Origin of the sequence: Bacillus sp. FSL R5-0397 (assembly GCF_038593395.1) — a bacterium.
GTDB classification, from domain to species: domain Bacteria; phylum Bacillota; class Bacilli; order Bacillales; family Bacillaceae; genus Bacillus; species Bacillus altitudinis.
On sequence record NZ_CP151992.1, the window covers coordinates 1,331,839 to 1,348,928 of the forward strand.

Sequence of the window (17,090 nt, forward strand, 5' to 3'; positions counted from 1 at the left end):
TTATCATAATCAGTCATATCGCTTGCAGAGAAGGGCATCCTAAAATAAAAAAATGGAGGTGACCAGTTTGTCTTTCTCTAACTATAAGCCGGGTGATCAAGTATATGTCATTTATCGAAATCCACATGCAGCCAATGTCGCACAAATTAAAGAAGCGGAAATCGTTTCACACCCTTACAATGAGCAAGAGCTTGCGCTATTTCTACTTGAAACATATCACCCATTAGCCCCTGATGATGCCGTATTTCCAACATACGAAGAAGCAGAAGCCCTTTATCAAGATCTGTTTGAATAAGGGAGATTTTAGAAAGGATAGAAGCCATCCTGAGAGGTTAAAGTAACGATATGAACCTATAAGGTAAGGATGTGCTAATTATGATCAAACCGTTCGTTCCCCAGCTTGTGTATATTGAACCTCGGGCGCTAGAGTACCCATTAGGACAAGAGCTGAAAGAAAAGTTTGAAGGCATGGGAATTGAAATTAGAGAAACAACCTCACACAACCAAGTGAGAAATATTCCGGGGAAAAATGATTTGCAAAAGTACCGTAATGCAAAGTCGACGCTCGTTATCGGCGTGAGAAAAACCTTAAAATTTGATACATCTAAACCATCTGCAGAGTATGCCATTCCGTTTGCGACAGGATGCATGGGGCATTGCCATTATTGCTACCTGCAAACGACTATGGGGAGTAAGCCGTACATTCGCACATATGTCAATGTAGAAGAGATCTTAGATCAGGCTGAACAGTACATGAACGAGCGTGCGCCTGATATCACGCGATTTGAAGCCTCGTGTACATCTGATATCGTCGGAATTGACCATTTGACTCACACACTCAAACGAGCGATTGAATACTTTGGTCAAACCGATCTTGGCAAACTACGCTTTGTTACAAAATTTCATCATGTAGACCATTTGTTAGATGCAAAACACAATGGACGAACAAGATTCCGTTTTAGTATCAATGCCGATTATGTCATTAAATATTTCGAACCTGGAACATCACCACTCGATCAGCGGATTGAAGCGGCTGTAAAGGTAGCAAAAGCAGGCTATCCACTGGGCTTTATTATTGCCCCTATTTACATTCATGAAGGCTGGCAAGAGGGCTATAAAGTCCTATTTGAAAAACTCGATGCAGCTCTTTCTGAAGAAGTGAGACAAGATATCACCTTTGAAATGATTCAGCACCGTTTTACAAAACCGGCGAAGCGTGTCATCCAAAAAAACTATCCAAAAACAAAACTAGAACTAGATGAAGAAAAGAGAAGATATAAGTGGGGTAGATATGGAATTGGAAAATATATCTATCAAAAAGATGAAGAACAAGAACTTAGACAGACATTAGAATCATATATAGAACAGTACTTTCCGTCTGCAAAAATTGAATATTTTACTTAAAACAAGTCATTATGGCTTGTTTTTTCTATTTAAATTTTCTTACAACTATTGAATGCGGTACCAATTTTGCCGATATACACATTAAGATGCGAAAGTAGGATGTAGGGGTGATGAGATGTTTAAGAAACTTCAAGTGAGAATAGCTGTTTTCATCTCAGTTATTTTAATTTTAACCGTTGTCGCAGTTCAAGTGGGTTCCAATTTAGTATTAAGACCACTGATTGAACGAGATGCGAAAACAACGACAGCAGCAACGGCAGAAAGCATGAGAGACATCATAGCACTAAAGCTTGAGAATTACGGTGATACGATTAACAAATTGGCAACAAGTACACTTACTGAAGATTTTGCACAGAAACAAACAAAGCAGACATTGGCATTTGAAAACGATGAATTAAAAGGATTGCAGGAGCAGGATGAACTCATCTCGCTTGCCTATATAGGAACAAGTGATGGTAAAATGTTCGCTTTCCCGGAGTCCGATTTTGGTGAAGGGTATGATCCGTCTAAACGAGACTGGTATATTCAAGCGGCTGAAAAGCCTGACGAAGTCCTATGGACAGATCCGTACATTGATAAAGCAACAAATGAAATGGTCGTTTCAGCCACAAAGGCGATCGTACGAAACGGGAAAGTAGTCGGTGTCGCTGGACTTGACTTGAAACTGGCTTCCATTCAGTCTTATATAAAAGAACAAAAGATTCCTTATATGGGAACGGCTTTCTTAGTTGACGGCACAGGGACCATTTTGGCACATCCAACAGAGCAAGGAAAAAATATCTCAAAAGTCGCTTCTGTGAAAAAAGCGATCGACAACTCGGGTATTGATGATGACAAACAGCTGACCGTCATCTCAAAAATTAAAGAGGCAAACTGGACGATCGGTGTGAGCTTCGAGAAAAAGAAACTTCTTTGGATCACTGAACAAATGAATCAGACAAGTATCATTATTTCTGTCATTGCCATTATACTTGCCATGATTCTAAGCTACTTATTGGCTAGAAGCATTACAACACCAATTAAACGCCTCATCGAGCATGTTCGTAAAGTGTCTGAAGGCGATTTAACCAGCTCGCTTGAGTCGAAGTCTCAGGATGAGATAGGGTTCCTGACGAAAAGCTTTAATCAAATGACTGAAGGCATCAGGGATTTAATTGAAAAAGTGAAAGAGTCTTCAGATCAGGTTGTGAAATCAACGGATGAAGTGACCCAAATTTCAAACGAGACCTTGCTGTCTAGTGAACAGATTGCAACGGCTATTCAAGAGGTCGCTGTAGGAGCGACGAAACAAGCATCAGAAGCGGAAACCATTAATGAAAAATCAGAGCATTTGTATGAAAAAGTTCGTCATATGGGTGAGCTTGCCACGCAAATGCAAACCAACTCAAAATCATCGGAAGATGCAAGCTATAGAGGACTTGATGCTCTTGGTCTGCTCGTCCAAAAATCAACACAAGCGAATGAAGAATCGAAGAAGGTAGAGCAAATGCTGCTTGACCTTGAGCATAAAACAAAAAATATTGAAAACGTCGTAACAGCGATCTCTGAAATCTCAGATCAAACGAATTTACTCGCACTGAATGCAAGTATTGAAGCAGCGAGAGCAGGAGAAAGCGGAAGAGGATTTGCTGTTGTTGCAGAAGAAGTCAGAAAGCTGGCTGAACAATCTGCAGAATCAACGAAACATATTAGTGAAACCGTAAAACTCATTCAAGATGAATCGAAAAAGGCAGCTGAAGCGATGACAGCAGCAAGCAAAATGAATGAAGAACAAGGTGATGCCATCAATTCAACAGGTGAGGCACTCAGCAGTATCACAATGGAAATGCAGGCACTTGTCGGCTCCATTGACAGCATTCATACACAAATCAATGAAATGACTGAAGAACAGCAGAAAATGAATGATTCCATTCAAAGTATTGCGGCCATTTCACAAGAATCCGCCGCTTCAGCTGAGGAAGTACATGCTTCCACAGACGAACAAGTACAAGCTTTAGAAAGAACGAAAACTTCAACAGAAATGTTGAACGAATCAAGTCAGGCACTGCGTCAGGCAGTCAATCGGTTTAAACTATAATCTTGCAGAAAAGAACCTTGCCATGTGAGCAAGGTTCTTTTTGTATGATAAAATATGAACAGAGGAGGGTGCCAACATGCATGTTAATCTATCTGGAAAAAAAGCATTGGTCGCTGCAAGCAGTCAAGGTATCGGTAAAGCCATTGCCTTTCATCTTGCAAAAGAGGGAGCAGATGTGATGCTCTCGGGAAGACATGAGCACACGCTGCAAGAAGCGGTCAAAGAATTATCCCCGCTTGTAAAAGGGAAGCTGACGTATCAAGTATGTGATGTATCTGATGCCGAGCAAATTAAAGCGCTTGTCGTCGCAGCAGCAGGTGATGAAAAACGCCTTGATATACTCGTGAACAATACAGGCGGTCCTCAAACAGGAACACTTGAAACCTTAACAGATGAAGATTGGATGGAATCCTTTCAGCTTCATTTACTCAGCTATATTCGGTTATTAAAAGAAGCCTTGCCGTATTTAAAAAAACAAGGTGCACGAGTTTTAAATATTGCATCTATGTCGGTCAAAGAACCGATCCCAGGCTTGATGCTGTCGAATACATTTAGACCGGCCATTACCGGCTGGACAAAAACAGCTGCCCAGGAGCTTGCCAAAGATGGTATTTTGATCAATACCTTAGCCCCGGGGAAAATTGAAACAGAGCGCGTGAAACAGTTGGACAAACACCGTGCACAGGAGGAGCAACAATCGGTTGAAGAGATCAAAGCACAAGCTGAACGGATGATTCCGCTGGGCCGTTACGGACTGCCAGAGGAATTTGCAGCATATGCGGCTTTTCTTTTATCTGAAGCCAATACATATATGACAGGTCAAACCCTCATCATTGATGGTGGATTGACAAAGTCTCTATAAGGAGGAATTCTTGATGGCACAAATCAAAACAGTTGGTTTTATTGGAATCGGTGTAATGGGACGTAGTATGGCAGGGCATTTAATGGATGCTGGCTACGAAGTTCTCGTTTATACAAGAACAAAAGAAAAGGCAGACACATTGGTTCAAAAAGGTGCTCTATGGAAATCGACCGTAAAGGAGATCGCAAAGGAGGCAGATGCCGTCATCACAATGGTCGGTTATCCATCAGATGTAGAAGAAGTCTATTTAGGAGAAGATGGACTCTTGGAACATGCTGCGCATGGTACATACCTCATTGATATGACCACATCGAAACCTCAGCTGGCAAAAGAAATTGAAGCGAAAGCGAAGGAAAAAGGACTATTTGCATTAGATGGGCCGGTCTCTGGCGGAGACGTTGGAGCCCAAAACGGCACGCTGGCCATCATGATTGGCGGAGAAAAAGCAGCCTATGAAGCGTGCCTGCCGCTATTTCAGCAAATGGGCGAAAACATTCAATATCAAGGACCTGCAGGAAGTGGTCAGCATACAAAAATGTGTAACCAAATTGCTATCGCAGCAGGGATGGTAGGTGTGGCAGAGGCAATGGCTTATGCGGAAAAATCAGGACTTGATCCAGAGCAGGTACTTAAAAGCATCACAACAGGAGCAGCCGGCAGCTGGTCTTTGTCAAACCTTGCACCAAGAATGCTGAAAGGTGATTTCGAGCCAGGATTTTATGTGAAGCATTTTATTAAGGATATGGGCATTGCACTTGAAGAAGCAGAGCTGATGGGAGAAGAGATGCCAGGCCTGTCACTAGCGAAGTCATTATATGAAAAGCTCAGCGAACAGGGCGAAGAAAACAGCGGAACACAAAGCATCTATAAATTATGGGTGAAATAAAAAAACTGCCCCGCCTACGTGGAACAGTTTGTAGCGTGTAAACAAGCCCTCACATTGCTGAAAAAAGAAGACAAACTAAAAACCTGTCCCGAAAAGAGACAGGTTTTTTGATCTTATTTTCCGATGAATTGCTGCGTCCAGTAGTTACCAGATTTTACATAACCTACACCGATATGTGTATAGTTTTTGTTTAAAATGTTCGCTCTGTGACCTTCACTGTTCATCCAAGCTGTGACTACTTCTTGAGGTGATCTTTGACCTTGCGCAATGTTTTCACCTGCTGTTTTGTACGTGATACCAAATTGCTTCATTTGATCAAATGGAGATCCGTAAGTTGGGCTTGTATGTGAGAAATAGTTTTTATCTTTCATATCTTGTGATTTAGCGCGAGCAGATTTGCTTAATTTAGAATCAACAGAAAGAGCTTTTAAGCCTTGTTTTGCACGCTCTTTATTTGTCAGCTCAACCACTTCTTGTTCAAATGCATTTAAGCTGCTGTCTGCTTTTGTTGCAGTTGTGTCTTTTTGATCAGATTTTGAGCTGTTGTTCGTTGTGTTTTCTTTTGCTGGTGTGCTTGGTTTAGAAGCAGCTGGTTTTTTCACTGATTCTTGTTTTTGCTCATTTTTTGCTTTGTTTACTTCTTTCACCACTTTTGTTCCAGTAACAGGTTGACCACTTTTGATCAGCTTGTTTAATAGAGCTTCGATCTCTTTTTGATTTGAAGTGCTTAGCTTGTTTACATCTGAAGAGATATGTAATTTTGCAGCTAATGTATGAAGATCAATGGCTTGATGCTGTACGTTTATGACTTGTTTCAGGTTAAGCTCTTTCGCATCAGCTGAATGCCCTCCAGTGAACGTGATCAATGCAGCAGCTGTCAGCGCTGAAAAAATGAATGATTTCTTTTTCATTTTGTAACTCCTCCTAAAATCTTTGTTTTGTTTTCTCACAGAAAATCATAACATGGACTTTTTGTTATAAACGTACCAGCATCCTCCATTGACAACGCCCATTTGTCATTTTTGTTAAAGTCATAGAAAGAATCTCCTCATATCAATGAATGGAGAATCTTTCTATTTAAAGAAAACGACATAAACATACCAATATTTTAAAGTGTTAGTATATTTTTTTGCAGAATAGGGATTGACAGCTTTTTTTCACTTGTTTCGCTGTAACAACTATTACAAAAGTGTTACAATAATGAGTGGTAATTGTAAAAGATTGAAAGGATGAGAGGAGCTACATAAGTGGGAGAGAAACAGCATCAAGGGGCTGCCGAGCAGAAAAAAATGAAGCGCCGGAACGCCTGGAGAATTAATCTCTTTTTCTTCGCTGTATTTAGTTTATTTGCTGGACTTGTCATCAAGCTCGGTGTGCTGCAAATCGTCAATGGTGAGGATTATAAAAAGCAAGCCAACCGAACTGAGGTCAAAACAGCATCATACCCGTCTCCAAGAGGAAAAATGTATGACGCGAGAGGAAGAGTCGTTGTTGATAACGAAAGTGTACCTGCCATCGTTTATACATCAGAAAGCGGTGTGAAAGCGGAGGATAAGATTAAAGTAGCAAGAAAACTTGCGACTTATATAAAAATGGATACAGATTTTTTGAGAGAGCGTGACATTCGAGATTTTTGGCTGGCCAGCCATCCGAAAGAAGCGGATAAGCTCATTTCAAAAGCAGAGCAAAAGAATCTTAAAGCAAAAGATGTCTATCCTCTTCAAGTAGAACGTGTGCCTAAGAAAGAAGTCAAGGCGATCGAAAAAGATGCAGAGGAAAAAGCAGTTGCAGCGATCTATCGCAGGTTTACAGGCGGATATGCCTTTGAACCTCAAATCGTGAAAGCAATGGACCCGAACGAAGAGAAAAAAGGGGACGAAAAAGTTGCGCTGCTTGATGAAACAAAAGAATCAAAACAGACATCATCCGTAAGTTTGACATACGAAGAGATCTCACTTGTATCAGAGCATCTTGATGAACTGCCTGGTGTAAATGTCATCAATGACTGGACAAGGAAATATCCGTATGAAAAAACCCTCTATAATGTCCTTGGCGGTGTCACCACCCCAGAGCAAGGTATTATAAAAGAGCGTGAAGATTACTATATGGCAAGAGGTTACTCGAGAAATGACCGAGTAGGAAAAAGTTATTTAGAATATCAATATGAAGATTTTCTCAATCCAGAAAAAGCAACTGTTCAATATACACAGGTCGGCGGCAAACTGCTTGATGAAATCAAGCGGACAGAAGGACGAAGAGGACTTGACCTTGCACTCACATTTGATATGGAGCTGCAAAAGGAAGTCGACAAAATCGTTGAATCAGAGCTAAGATCCGCTAGTGCAAGAAACTATATGATGGACCGTGCCTTTGTTGTGATGATGGACCCTAACACAGGTGATGTTCTCGCAATGTCAGGTAAGAAAATGGACGGAAGAGACGTCACAGATTATGCGATCGGAACATTTACGACTCAGTATGAAATGGGCTCTGTTGTCAAAGGAGCTACTGTCCTCTCTGGTTATCAAGATGGCATGTCACACAACCAATCCTATACGGATACACCGCTGTATTTTGCGGGAAGTGGAAAACCGAAGAGGTCTTACAAAGATCTTGGGTGGGTTAACGACCTTCAGGCACTCCAAAAGAGTTCCAACGTTTACATGTTCCAAGTAGCGATGAGAATGGCAGGGATCACCTATCAAAAGGATGGCCCGTTACCGGCAAGACCTGAACACTTACAAAAAATGAGAAACTACTATGCTCAATTCGGTCTTGGCGTAAAAACAGGCATCGATTTGCCGCAGGAATCAAGCGGAATGCAGACGCATCCTAAGACAGTCGGCGGACTCTTACTTGATGAAGCGATTGGCCAGTATGACACGTATACACCACTTCAAGTCGCACAATACATGTCGACCATCGCAAATGGAGGTAACCGTATTCAGCCAAGAGTGGTGAAAAGTGTTCACTTCCCAACGAATAAGGAAGAAGTAGGTCCTGTTGTGAAGAAATATGAGCCGAAGGTGCTGAACACCATTAACAACTCGAAAGCAGATATTGACCGTGTCAAAATGGGACTAAAAATGGTCACATCAACAGGCGGGACTGCCGCTGGCCGGTTCGGTCAGCATGATGTCGCAGGGAAAACGGGTACAGCCCAAACCTTCTACTATGGTGCCAACCGGAGTTGGTGGGGGAATGCCACGTACAATTTAACCTTTGGAGGATATTATCCTTCTTCCAATCCGAAAGTGGCATTTAGTGTCGTCACACCGTATGTATCAGATAAAGATCCTGTCATTAAAACCATTCCAAGTAAAATTGTTGATAAGTACGTTGAATTACAAAAGAAATATGAAAAGCAATAAACAGCAGGGAGCACAGCAAGAGAAAGTGCTCCCTTTTTGCTGAAAATATGGACGTTTCACACGAGATTGGGAGGAAAATACGGTTTTTCTAGCGAATCCTTTTTATACATCAAACTAAGGACAACCCTAAAAAAATTAAAGGAGGGTCGGACGACGATGGAACAAAAAATGAAAGATTCGAATCAGCTGTACTCGAATATTGATTTACATGCCGTTCTTTCTTCTAATGGCCGCTTTCTCTACATTTCTTCCAATTGTAAGCAGCTTTTGCTCTATGAACAAAAGGATTTACTAGGGTGTTTTTTGAAAGACTTTGTTCATACCGAAGATCAATTTCTCGTCGAAAGTTATTTCTATAATCAGCACATGCTAGAGATTTGCCACTTTAGACTGCTTAGAAGTGATCTTACAGCTGTATGGGTAGAAGCAAGCATTGATTTTGTAGCTTGTGATGGGTTAGACAACGATTTAAGTAGAGAAATGATCCTGAAAATGAGGGTAATGAATACAGAGCCTCAAAAAGCAGCATTTCAACCAACAGAAATGTCAGAACAGTCGTTAGGCAGTCTACCGGCTTTCCAAGATGTCAGTGAAGCTGAAAATCTGATTGCCATGCTGCCAAATCCGTTATGTATTACGGCGCTTGGGAAAATTGTGTATGCCAACGATGCGATGCTGCAATTAATGGGTGTATGTACAAAAGATGAAATGATCGGCAAGTCTGCGTTTGATTTTATTGCCGAGGAGTACCATGACATTGTGAGAAGCCGAATCAAAAGACTGCAGCAAGGCCTTCCAGTCGGAATGATTGAACAAATATGGAAAAGGAAAGACGGGAGCATGATTCATATTGAAGTGAAGTCATCTCCGGCAATTTATCAAAATCAACGGGCAGAACTTTTACTATTAGTGGACATCTCTTCCCGTAAAAAATTTCAAACCGTTCTTCAGAAAAGCAGAGAGCGGTATCAGCTGCTTATCCAAAATTCTATTGATACCATTGCCGTCATCCACGATCATAAATGGGTATTTATGAATGAATCAGGTATTAAATTATTTGAAGCCGAACATTACGATAAATTAATCGGAAAAGATATCTTTCATCAAATCCATTCATGTGATCAGCAAAAAGTCAAAAAGAGCTTATCACGTATAATCGAAAGAGCATCAGATTCTGAGATTGTGACGATGAGCTGCCATACGTTTAAACACCGGTTGATTTATACAGAAATGGTTTGTATCCCTACCACATTTTTTGGTGAAACAGCCGTTCAAATTATTTTAAGAGATATATCTGAACGAAAACAGACAGAAGAACTCATGCTGCGCTCTGAAAAATTATCAATCGCAGGTCAATTGGCAGCAGGCATTGCACATGAAATAAGGAATCCACTGACGGCGATTAAGGGCTTTTTACAGCTCATTAAACCAAAAACAAAAGACCGTGATCAATATTTTGAAATTGTCTTCTCTGAGCTGAGCCGGATTGAAATCATCTTAAGTGAGCTACTAATGCTTGCGAAGCCGCAGCAAACAGCATCCATGCAGACGCTTGATTTGAAAAAAATCATTAGCGAAGTCACCGCTCTGCTAGAAACACAGGCCAACTTAAATGGAATTTTGATGAACACAAGTGATATCGAGGAGGATCTCCTGATGAATGGGGATCAAAACCAGCTGAAGCAGGTGTTTATCAATTTAATCAAAAATGCCGTCGAATCCATGCCGGACGGAGGGAAGGTAGACATTACCGCCAAAGCCGAAAAAGAAGGGATACTTGTCACGATTAGAGATGAAGGAATTGGTATTCCTGAATCGGTCATGAAGCGGATCGGCGAACCTTTTTTAACGACAAAAGAAAAGGGAACAGGACTTGGGCTCATGGTGACATTTAATATTTTAGAAAATCACAACGGAACCATCCGGGTAGATAGCCACCCAGAGAAAGGGACTGTGTTTCACATCATGTTTCCCGCAAAATAAAAACAACGGCAAGAGAGCCGTTGTTTCATCCGTCTATTGATTGTATGGAACGCTTTTCAAGAACAAATTGTTCGAGACGGTCAAGTCCTTCTTTTAACGTTTCAAGTGAATATGCATAGGAAAGGCGCACATATCCTTCTCCGAGTGAAGAGAAAGCAGAACCAGGTACGACCGCAAGTCTTGTACTTTCTAACAACTCCATGCAAAAATCAAATGAACTCATCCCAAACGATTCAATGGAAGGGAAAATATAAAAAGCGCCGGAAGGCTTAATGACCGGAAGCCCCATAGAAATGAGTCGATCATATACATAGTCGAGTCTTTTCTTATATTGCTCTCTCATGATTAGTGCATCATCCACACCATTTGTCACTGCTTCAAGTGCCGCCTTTTGTGAGATAGCCGAGGCACAAGACACGTTATATTGATGTACTTTTAATACATGTTTAGCAATAGGAGCGGAAGCAAATAAAAAGCCGATTCTCCATCCGGTCATGCTATGAGATTTTGACAATCCATTGATGACAATCGTCTGTTCCTTTAAGAAAGAAGCAATGGAATGATGCGGACGATCAAATGTCAGCTCACTATAAATTTCATCAGATAGAATAAAAATATCCTTTCCTTCAAGAAGCTGTGCAATTTCTTTCAATTCTTCTTCTAATAGCGTGACCCCAGTTGGATTTGAAGGGTATGGAAGGACAACACACTTTGTCTTTTCCGTTAATGCATCTTCAATCAGCTTGGCGTTTAATTTAAAACCGGCATTTGTTGTGTCGATATGCACAGGCACCGCACCGCACATCCGAATGATCGGTTCATAGCCAGGGTACACAGGGCCGGGCAGGATGACCTCATCGCCTTCAGTCAAAATGGTTCGAAACGCAGCATCAATTGCTTGACTCGCACCTGTTGTCACAATGATTTCTGTCTCTGCATCATAATCAAGATGGACTTTCTTTTTGATGTACTGCTGGATCGCTTGTCTTAGCTCTAAAAATCCAGCATTATGAGTATACGAGGTGAAATTCTCGTCAATGGCTGTTTTGGCAGCTGTTTTGACATGATGCGGCGTATAAAAATCGGGCTGACCTATGGTCAATGAAACGACATCCTCATATGAAGATACGAGATTTGAAAATGTTCGAATGCCTGAAATTTCAATATCCTTTACTCTTGGATTCAGCAAATGCTCCATTTCTCATCACCTTAAAAATTTATGTTTTTATCCTATTTTACCATTCACTGCATAAATGTCACCTGCGGAAAGGCTTCGGATATCGTTATATGTAGTCTATTCTCCTATCCATCACAGCATGAGTGATATATGAAGAAAGAGCAACATTTATTATAGCGTAACCTGCTCGGAAAATACAGCTCTGCTTAAGATGATTAGAATAAGGCAAAACGGTATAAACTGAAAGAACGAGAGAATCAAGTCATGGGAATTGCTTTCACAGGCATACGATCTCCAGAAGGAGGACGATAATAGATGGATCAATCAGCAAAGACATCGAAAATAGCCTTTTTATCCGTCATGAGTAATACGTTTGTTGTGGTCCTTAAAATCATTGTAGGGGTGTTAACTGGATCTGTTGCGGTTTTATCAGAAGCCATTCACTCTTTTCTCGATTTAATGGCCTCTTTTATTGCATTTATCTCTGTTCGTATTTCAAGAAAGCCGGCAGATTCAAAACATCCTTATGGACATGGAAAAGTTGAGAATATTTCTGGAACGATTGAAACTTTGTTAATTTTTGTTGCTGGGATTTGGATCATTTATGAGTGTGTTCATAAATTAATGCATCCTGAGCCTGTTAAACTGCCGGTACTTGGTATTGTGGTCATGCTGATCGGGGCACTTATCAATTTTGTTGTGTCGAGAGTTGTGAACAAGGAGGCAGAGCGAGTACATTCTGTTGCCATGAAATCGAATGCACTGCATCTTTTAACAGATGTGTTTACGTCACTAGGGGTTGCCATTAGTTTATTGCTTGTTGCATTAACGGACTGGTATTTCCTCGATCCGATTATTGGAATGGTGCTAGCGCTCTATATTATGCGTGAAGCGTTTAAACTCATGAAGGAAGCCTTCCCGCCGCTTGTCGACGCCCGGTTAACCCCGGAAGAAGAACAAGCGATAGAGGCCATCATTCAAACATTCAGTCAAGAATTCATTGAATATCATGACTTTCGAACAAGACGATCCGGTGCTGAAGAATATATTGACTTCCATTTGATTGTTCATGGAAAAACAACCATTGAAGATGTTCATCAATTATGTGATCGAATTGAAGAGAACATTCAGCAGGCGTTTCCGCATGCACAAATCTTTATTCATGTAGAACCTGAAAGTGAAAGAAGCACACAAACGTAAAAAGGCGATACCACCTCTTTGAAGGTTGTATCGCCTTTTTTTACGCTTCATCTATGAAATGAAATCAATATCCATAAGCAGTATCGTAATCTTCATACCAAGAGATATAAGCAGCATCTTCATTAGATAAACCATGTTTCATATCTAAAAAATCAGCTTCGCAAATATCTTCAATCACAGTCATTTCGTTGTTCTTTAATAGTACGACAGTTCCCATCATGAACACCTTTCTTTAAAAAATCCTTGACTATTGTACCATGTGAAACATGATTGTCAACAGAAGAATCGGAATGAGACAAAAATATCACAAAATGTTAAAAAATCAGGCGTTGAAAGAACTAGATGTGCCATAATTTCTGTGAATTTTCAGTATTTATTCACATAAATCATCTTTGAAAAATGATCTAAAATTCATGTAAAAATGTAAAGCTCCATTGATCTTGCGATATTCATAAGATATAATAACGAATGATTATAAGAAATTTATAGAAAACATACATAATAAAGGAGAAATAGGATGGAAACAAACATGTCAGAAGCACCTATTCAAGAAGAAAAACATCCTGAACTAGCTGGTGTAGGTTATCGTTTTCTTGCTCATCTTTTAGACGGTGTCATTATTAGTGTACCATTTTCATTCATTGTATTTATTCTCGCAACACTCTTTTTTGTCTCAAGCCCTGAGGCGGCATTTTTAATGTATGATGATAGCTATTACTATTCTTCAACGGTGATCACGGATGAAGAATGGGCAGTCATAATGGGCTTTATCTTTTTCTATGGCGTAACGATTTTAGTCGGTATCGCGGTGACTTGGCTGTATTATGCGATCATGGAATCATCAAAGCTGCAAGGAACTCTTGGCAAAATGGCTCTTGGAATCAAAGTGACAAAAGTAACGGGTGGAAAAATAACATTCGGGCGCGCGACAGGCCGCTTTTTTGCAAAAGGCTTTTTGTCTCCAATCTTATGTATTGGCTACATCATTGCGTTTTTCACAGAAAAAAAACAAGCACTTCACGATTTGATTGCAAGTACCATTGTCGTAAAGAAATAATGAAAAGAAGCACCTCTGCTAAATAGTAAGGGGTGCTTTTTGTATAGATTGCTTGTATGGAAGAGGGAAACGTCACATAAAGTAGAATGATAGTGAAAATAAAAGCAGAGAAGGGAGTCAATCTATTGAAAAGAGGGAAAATGACTGTTCAAAAAAAAGGGGCAAGCTTCGGGCTCTTTTTCACAGCACCTGTTTTGGCCTGGGCATTGTATGATTTTGCAAATACGATATTTTCATCGAATATGATCACCATTTTCTTCCCATTTTACTTGCAGGAGACGATAGGCGACAGTGCGAGGATGGATCAAATCGCCAGTACATTTATTTCTTATGCGAACGCACTTGCAAGCTTTTTCCTCGTCATTTTTACGCCTTTATACGGTGTGCTGATTGATCGTACAGGGAAAAAGAAGCGGTATATCACGGTGTTTACCCTGATTTGCATTGCCTGTACCTTTATGATGGGGATCTTTGCTGGGGTTGATTTCTCAAGCGAATGGTTTGGTCTTCCTGTCTCCTTATTGGTGGTGGTTACTTTGTTCGTCATCGCCAAATTTTTCTATCACTCTAGTCTTGTTTTTTATGACACCATTTTGCCCGATCTTGGGACAAAGGATGAAATCCCCCTCATTTCTGGATTCGGTATTGCTGTCGGCTATTTAGGTACACTTGTCGGCCTTTCTGTTTATTTACTTGTAGGAAATGACCAGTTTCATGAAGCATTTATTCCGACAGCCCTTTTATTCTTTCTCTTTTTTCTTCCCTTTCTCTTTATTATAAAGGATCCTCAACCTCTCCCGCAGCAAGAGAAAAAGGCGTCTTTTTTCAGCGGGTATAAAGAGATTATTCGTACGTTTAAAGAGATGAAGCAGTACAAACCGGCCTTTATTTTTATGATCGCTTTCTTTTTTATGAATGATGCGTTGCAGACAGCGATTGCGATGATGGCGGTTTATGCGAAAATTATCATTGGCTTTACGGCAGGTCAATTTATTTTGCTTTATCTTGTGTCCACGATTTCAAGTATCATTGGCTCGTTTCTATTCGGATATGTCACAAAGGCCATCGGGGCAAAGCGCTCGATTACAGTCGTGTATGTCATTTTAATTGTGGCGCTCATTCTAGCTGTGACAGCGACAACTGAATGGGTCTTCTGGGTAGCAGGCAGTCTATTCGGAATTTCACTTGGCGCAAGCTGGGGATCATCACGAATCCTCATTATTGAGCTGACGCCTAAAGAAAAACGAGGGCAATTTTTTGGTCTCTTTGCGTTTTCGGGAAAGGTGTCTTCAATTGTTGGTCCCATCATTTATGGCTCCGTCACACTGCTATTTGCAGCACATGGGAATCTCGCAAGCCGTCTTGCATTAGGGTCTTTGCTCATCCTTGCAGCCATAGGACTTGTGATTCATCAATTCGTGCGAGAGAAAGCGTAAAGAAACGTCAACTTTTTACCCATGCTGCCGATATAAAAAGTACAATCTTATATTGAAGAATAGAGGGATTTCCGTGGCTTTAAACAAACAAGAAATTTTACTTGACTCTGGTACTAATGAATTGGAAATTGTGAAGTTTGAAATTGGTTCAAATCAATTCGGCATTAACGTCATGAAAGTAAGAGAAATTATTCAGCCAGTTGAGGTGACAGTTATACCGCACTCTCACCAAGATGTAGAAGGGATGATTAGTTTACGAGGCGAGATTTTACCAGTCATCAATCTATTTTCCTTTTTTAATGTCGAGTCAGATCAGTCAGAACAAGAGAAATACATTGTGACTGAATTCAACCAACGGAAATTTGTGTTCCATACAGGAACGGTATCACAAATTCACCGCGTCAGCTGGGAAGAGATTGAAAAACCAACTGCACTCAATCAAGGAATGGACCGTCATTTAACAGGGATCATCAAGCTTGACGAGAAAATGATTTTCCTTCCAGATTACGAAAAAATCATCTATGATATTGAATCCGCATCTGGCGTAGACACATATCATATGTTTGACGGTGAGAAAGACGAGAGAAGAACAGGGAAGAAGCTGTATGTTGTTGAAGATTCTCCGCTTCTCATGCGCTTATTAACAAATGAATTAACCGAGGCAGGCTATAAAAACATTGTAACCTTTGAAGATGGGAAACAAGCATATGACCATGTCATGGATCTTGTCAGTAAAGGCATTAGTGTGACAGAAGAAATTGATATGATTATTACAGATATAGAAATGCCAAAAATGGATGGACATCGATTAACAAAGCTGCTGAAGGATAATCCTTTAACACAGTCCATTCCAATTCTCATTTTCTCTTCATTAATTACGGACGATCTGCGTCATAAAGGGGAAACCATCGGTGCAGATGATCAAATTAGTAAACCAGAAATTCATCAGCTGATTGAAAAAGTAGATCATTTTATTATCTAAAGAAAAAAACCACTCGCTTTGAGTGGTTTTTCTGTTTAAAAATAACTTTCCCCGAGCCGTTTGAAGACGGGTTTTGTATAATGTGATTTTTGTTTTGTGGCGGCAGGTTTTTCTTTTAAACCGACATACGTTTGAAGTATTTGTTTCGCTCGATTTAATGACATATTCGCTTTCGGATTGCGATATGATTGATTTAAATTTCCTAAGTGTGGCAAAAATTCGAAGTCTTCTTTAGTTGGTGGCAGATGAAAATAATAATCTCCGATTTCAATCAGCACGTCGGACTGTTGTTGACTATATCTGGGATTGTTAGAGAAATGTAGGCCCACTTTTCTTCCTTTACCTTCTTGCAATAGTTTTTGCAGCGCACGTTTTTTCAAAAGATAAAGAAACTTGGGATTTGGTGCGGTTTTAGCATGGCGGTTAACAGTATAAATGGCTTTTGCGATGTTTTCTGCTGTAGGTTCTATGTCTTTAGTATGAGCATAATCGTCCATTTTTTCTCTCCTTTGTCTTTCGTCTTCCTGTGCTTAGTATAAATTATACGTTTTTATTAGTAAATTGCAAATAGTCTTATTGTAAAAAGCAATGAGATTACATGGTTATTATTTAAAATAGCCAAAAATCATAATGTTGAAACCTTGCTGAAATTTGA

The 17,090-nt window shown here is 40.2% G+C and carries 15 protein-coding genes; 11 read left to right on the forward strand and 4 right to left on the reverse strand.

Annotated elements, in window-relative coordinates:
• Nucleotides 1-52: 52 nt before the first annotated feature.
• From NSQ70_RS06715 to NSQ70_RS06735, 5 genes are all read left to right on the forward strand, one after another.
• Nucleotides 53-295, forward strand: a complete 243-nt coding sequence (locus tag NSQ70_RS06715) for a transcriptional regulator SplA domain-containing protein (protein WP_034646394.1) — start codon at nucleotides 53-55, stop codon at nucleotides 293-295.
• Nucleotides 296-375: 80 nt separating this feature from the next.
• Nucleotides 376-1,404 (forward strand): spore photoproduct lyase, encoded by a 1,029-nt coding sequence (gene splB / locus NSQ70_RS06720; protein ID WP_268359667.1) that lies wholly within the window; start codon nucleotides 376-378, stop codon nucleotides 1,402-1,404.
• Between the two features lie 115 nt (nucleotides 1,405-1,519).
• The gene (locus NSQ70_RS06725) at nucleotides 1,520-3,481 is read left to right on the forward strand and encodes a methyl-accepting chemotaxis protein (RefSeq protein WP_035392234.1); all 1,962 of its coding nucleotides are present in this window, start codon (nucleotides 1,520-1,522) and stop codon (nucleotides 3,479-3,481) included.
• A gap of 76 nt (nucleotides 3,482-3,557) precedes the next feature.
• On the forward strand, nucleotides 3,558-4,343 hold the full coding sequence (locus tag NSQ70_RS06730) for an SDR family oxidoreductase (protein ID WP_251210771.1): 786 nt from the start codon (nucleotides 3,558-3,560) through the stop codon (nucleotides 4,341-4,343).
• Between the two features lie 13 nt (nucleotides 4,344-4,356).
• Complete coding sequence (locus NSQ70_RS06735) at nucleotides 4,357-5,229, forward strand: NAD(P)-dependent oxidoreductase (RefSeq protein ID WP_338704966.1); 873 nt, start codon at nucleotides 4,357-4,359, stop codon at nucleotides 5,227-5,229.
• 113 nt (nucleotides 5,230-5,342) lie between these two features.
• Here the strand turns inward: NSQ70_RS06735 and NSQ70_RS06740 are convergent, their stop codons facing one another.
• Nucleotides 5,343-6,140, reverse strand: coding sequence for a CAP domain-containing protein (locus tag NSQ70_RS06740; protein WP_007498701.1), 798 nt, complete (start codon nucleotides 6,138-6,140; stop codon nucleotides 5,343-5,345).
• 336 nt (nucleotides 6,141-6,476) lie between these two features.
• On the opposite strand from NSQ70_RS06740, the gene NSQ70_RS06745 reads away from it, so the two are divergent.
• Both NSQ70_RS06745 and NSQ70_RS06750 read left to right on the forward strand, forming a co-directional pair.
• Nucleotides 6,477-8,600: a penicillin-binding protein 2 gene (locus tag NSQ70_RS06745; RefSeq protein ID WP_138278460.1), complete on the forward strand. Its 2,124-nt coding sequence runs from the start codon at nucleotides 6,477-6,479 to the stop codon at nucleotides 8,598-8,600.
• Nucleotides 8,601-8,756: 156 nt separating this feature from the next.
• Nucleotides 8,757-10,583 carry a PAS domain S-box protein gene (locus tag NSQ70_RS06750; protein ID WP_342502517.1) on the forward strand — a complete coding sequence of 609 codons (1,827 nt, stop codon included), beginning with the start codon at nucleotides 8,757-8,759 and terminating at the stop codon, nucleotides 10,581-10,583.
• A 25-nt stretch (nucleotides 10,584-10,608) separates the two neighbouring features.
• Here the strand turns inward: NSQ70_RS06750 and NSQ70_RS06755 are convergent, their stop codons facing one another.
• Nucleotides 10,609-11,781, reverse strand: a complete 1,173-nt coding sequence (locus NSQ70_RS06755; protein WP_007498694.1) for an aminotransferase A — start codon at nucleotides 11,779-11,781, stop codon at nucleotides 10,609-10,611.
• A 294-nt stretch (nucleotides 11,782-12,075) separates the two neighbouring features.
• Here NSQ70_RS06755 and NSQ70_RS06760 point away from each other — a divergent pair, with 294 nt between their 5' ends.
• Nucleotides 12,076-12,960, forward strand: a complete 885-nt coding sequence (locus tag NSQ70_RS06760) for a cation diffusion facilitator family transporter (RefSeq protein WP_017359428.1) — start codon at nucleotides 12,076-12,078, stop codon at nucleotides 12,958-12,960.
• Between the two features lie 64 nt (nucleotides 12,961-13,024).
• Here NSQ70_RS06760 and NSQ70_RS06765 read toward each other — a convergent pair whose 3' ends face one another.
• The gene (locus tag NSQ70_RS06765) at nucleotides 13,025-13,177 is read right to left on the reverse strand and encodes a hypothetical protein (RefSeq protein ID WP_017367142.1); all 153 of its coding nucleotides are present in this window, start codon (nucleotides 13,175-13,177) and stop codon (nucleotides 13,025-13,027) included.
• Between the two features lie 300 nt (nucleotides 13,178-13,477).
• Here NSQ70_RS06765 and NSQ70_RS06770 point away from each other — a divergent pair, with 300 nt between their 5' ends.
• The 3 genes from NSQ70_RS06770 to NSQ70_RS06780 all read left to right on the forward strand — a co-directional run bounded on the left by NSQ70_RS06770 (nucleotide 13,478) and on the right by NSQ70_RS06780 (nucleotide 16,435).
• Nucleotides 13,478-14,017 (forward strand): RDD family protein, encoded by a 540-nt coding sequence (locus NSQ70_RS06770; RefSeq protein WP_045035146.1) that lies wholly within the window; start codon nucleotides 13,478-13,480, stop codon nucleotides 14,015-14,017.
• A 125-nt stretch (nucleotides 14,018-14,142) separates the two neighbouring features.
• The gene (locus NSQ70_RS06775) at nucleotides 14,143-15,453 is read left to right on the forward strand and encodes an MFS transporter (protein WP_342502518.1); all 1,311 of its coding nucleotides are present in this window, start codon (nucleotides 14,143-14,145) and stop codon (nucleotides 15,451-15,453) included.
• A gap of 73 nt (nucleotides 15,454-15,526) precedes the next feature.
• Complete coding sequence (locus tag NSQ70_RS06780) at nucleotides 15,527-16,435, forward strand: chemotaxis protein (RefSeq protein ID WP_024719666.1); 909 nt, start codon at nucleotides 15,527-15,529, stop codon at nucleotides 16,433-16,435.
• Between the two features lie 35 nt (nucleotides 16,436-16,470).
• On the opposite strand, the gene NSQ70_RS06785 is transcribed toward NSQ70_RS06780, so the two are convergent.
• Complete coding sequence (locus NSQ70_RS06785) at nucleotides 16,471-16,932, reverse strand: YkyB family protein (RefSeq protein WP_007498684.1); 462 nt, start codon at nucleotides 16,930-16,932, stop codon at nucleotides 16,471-16,473.
• Nucleotides 16,933-17,090 lie beyond the last annotated feature (158 nt).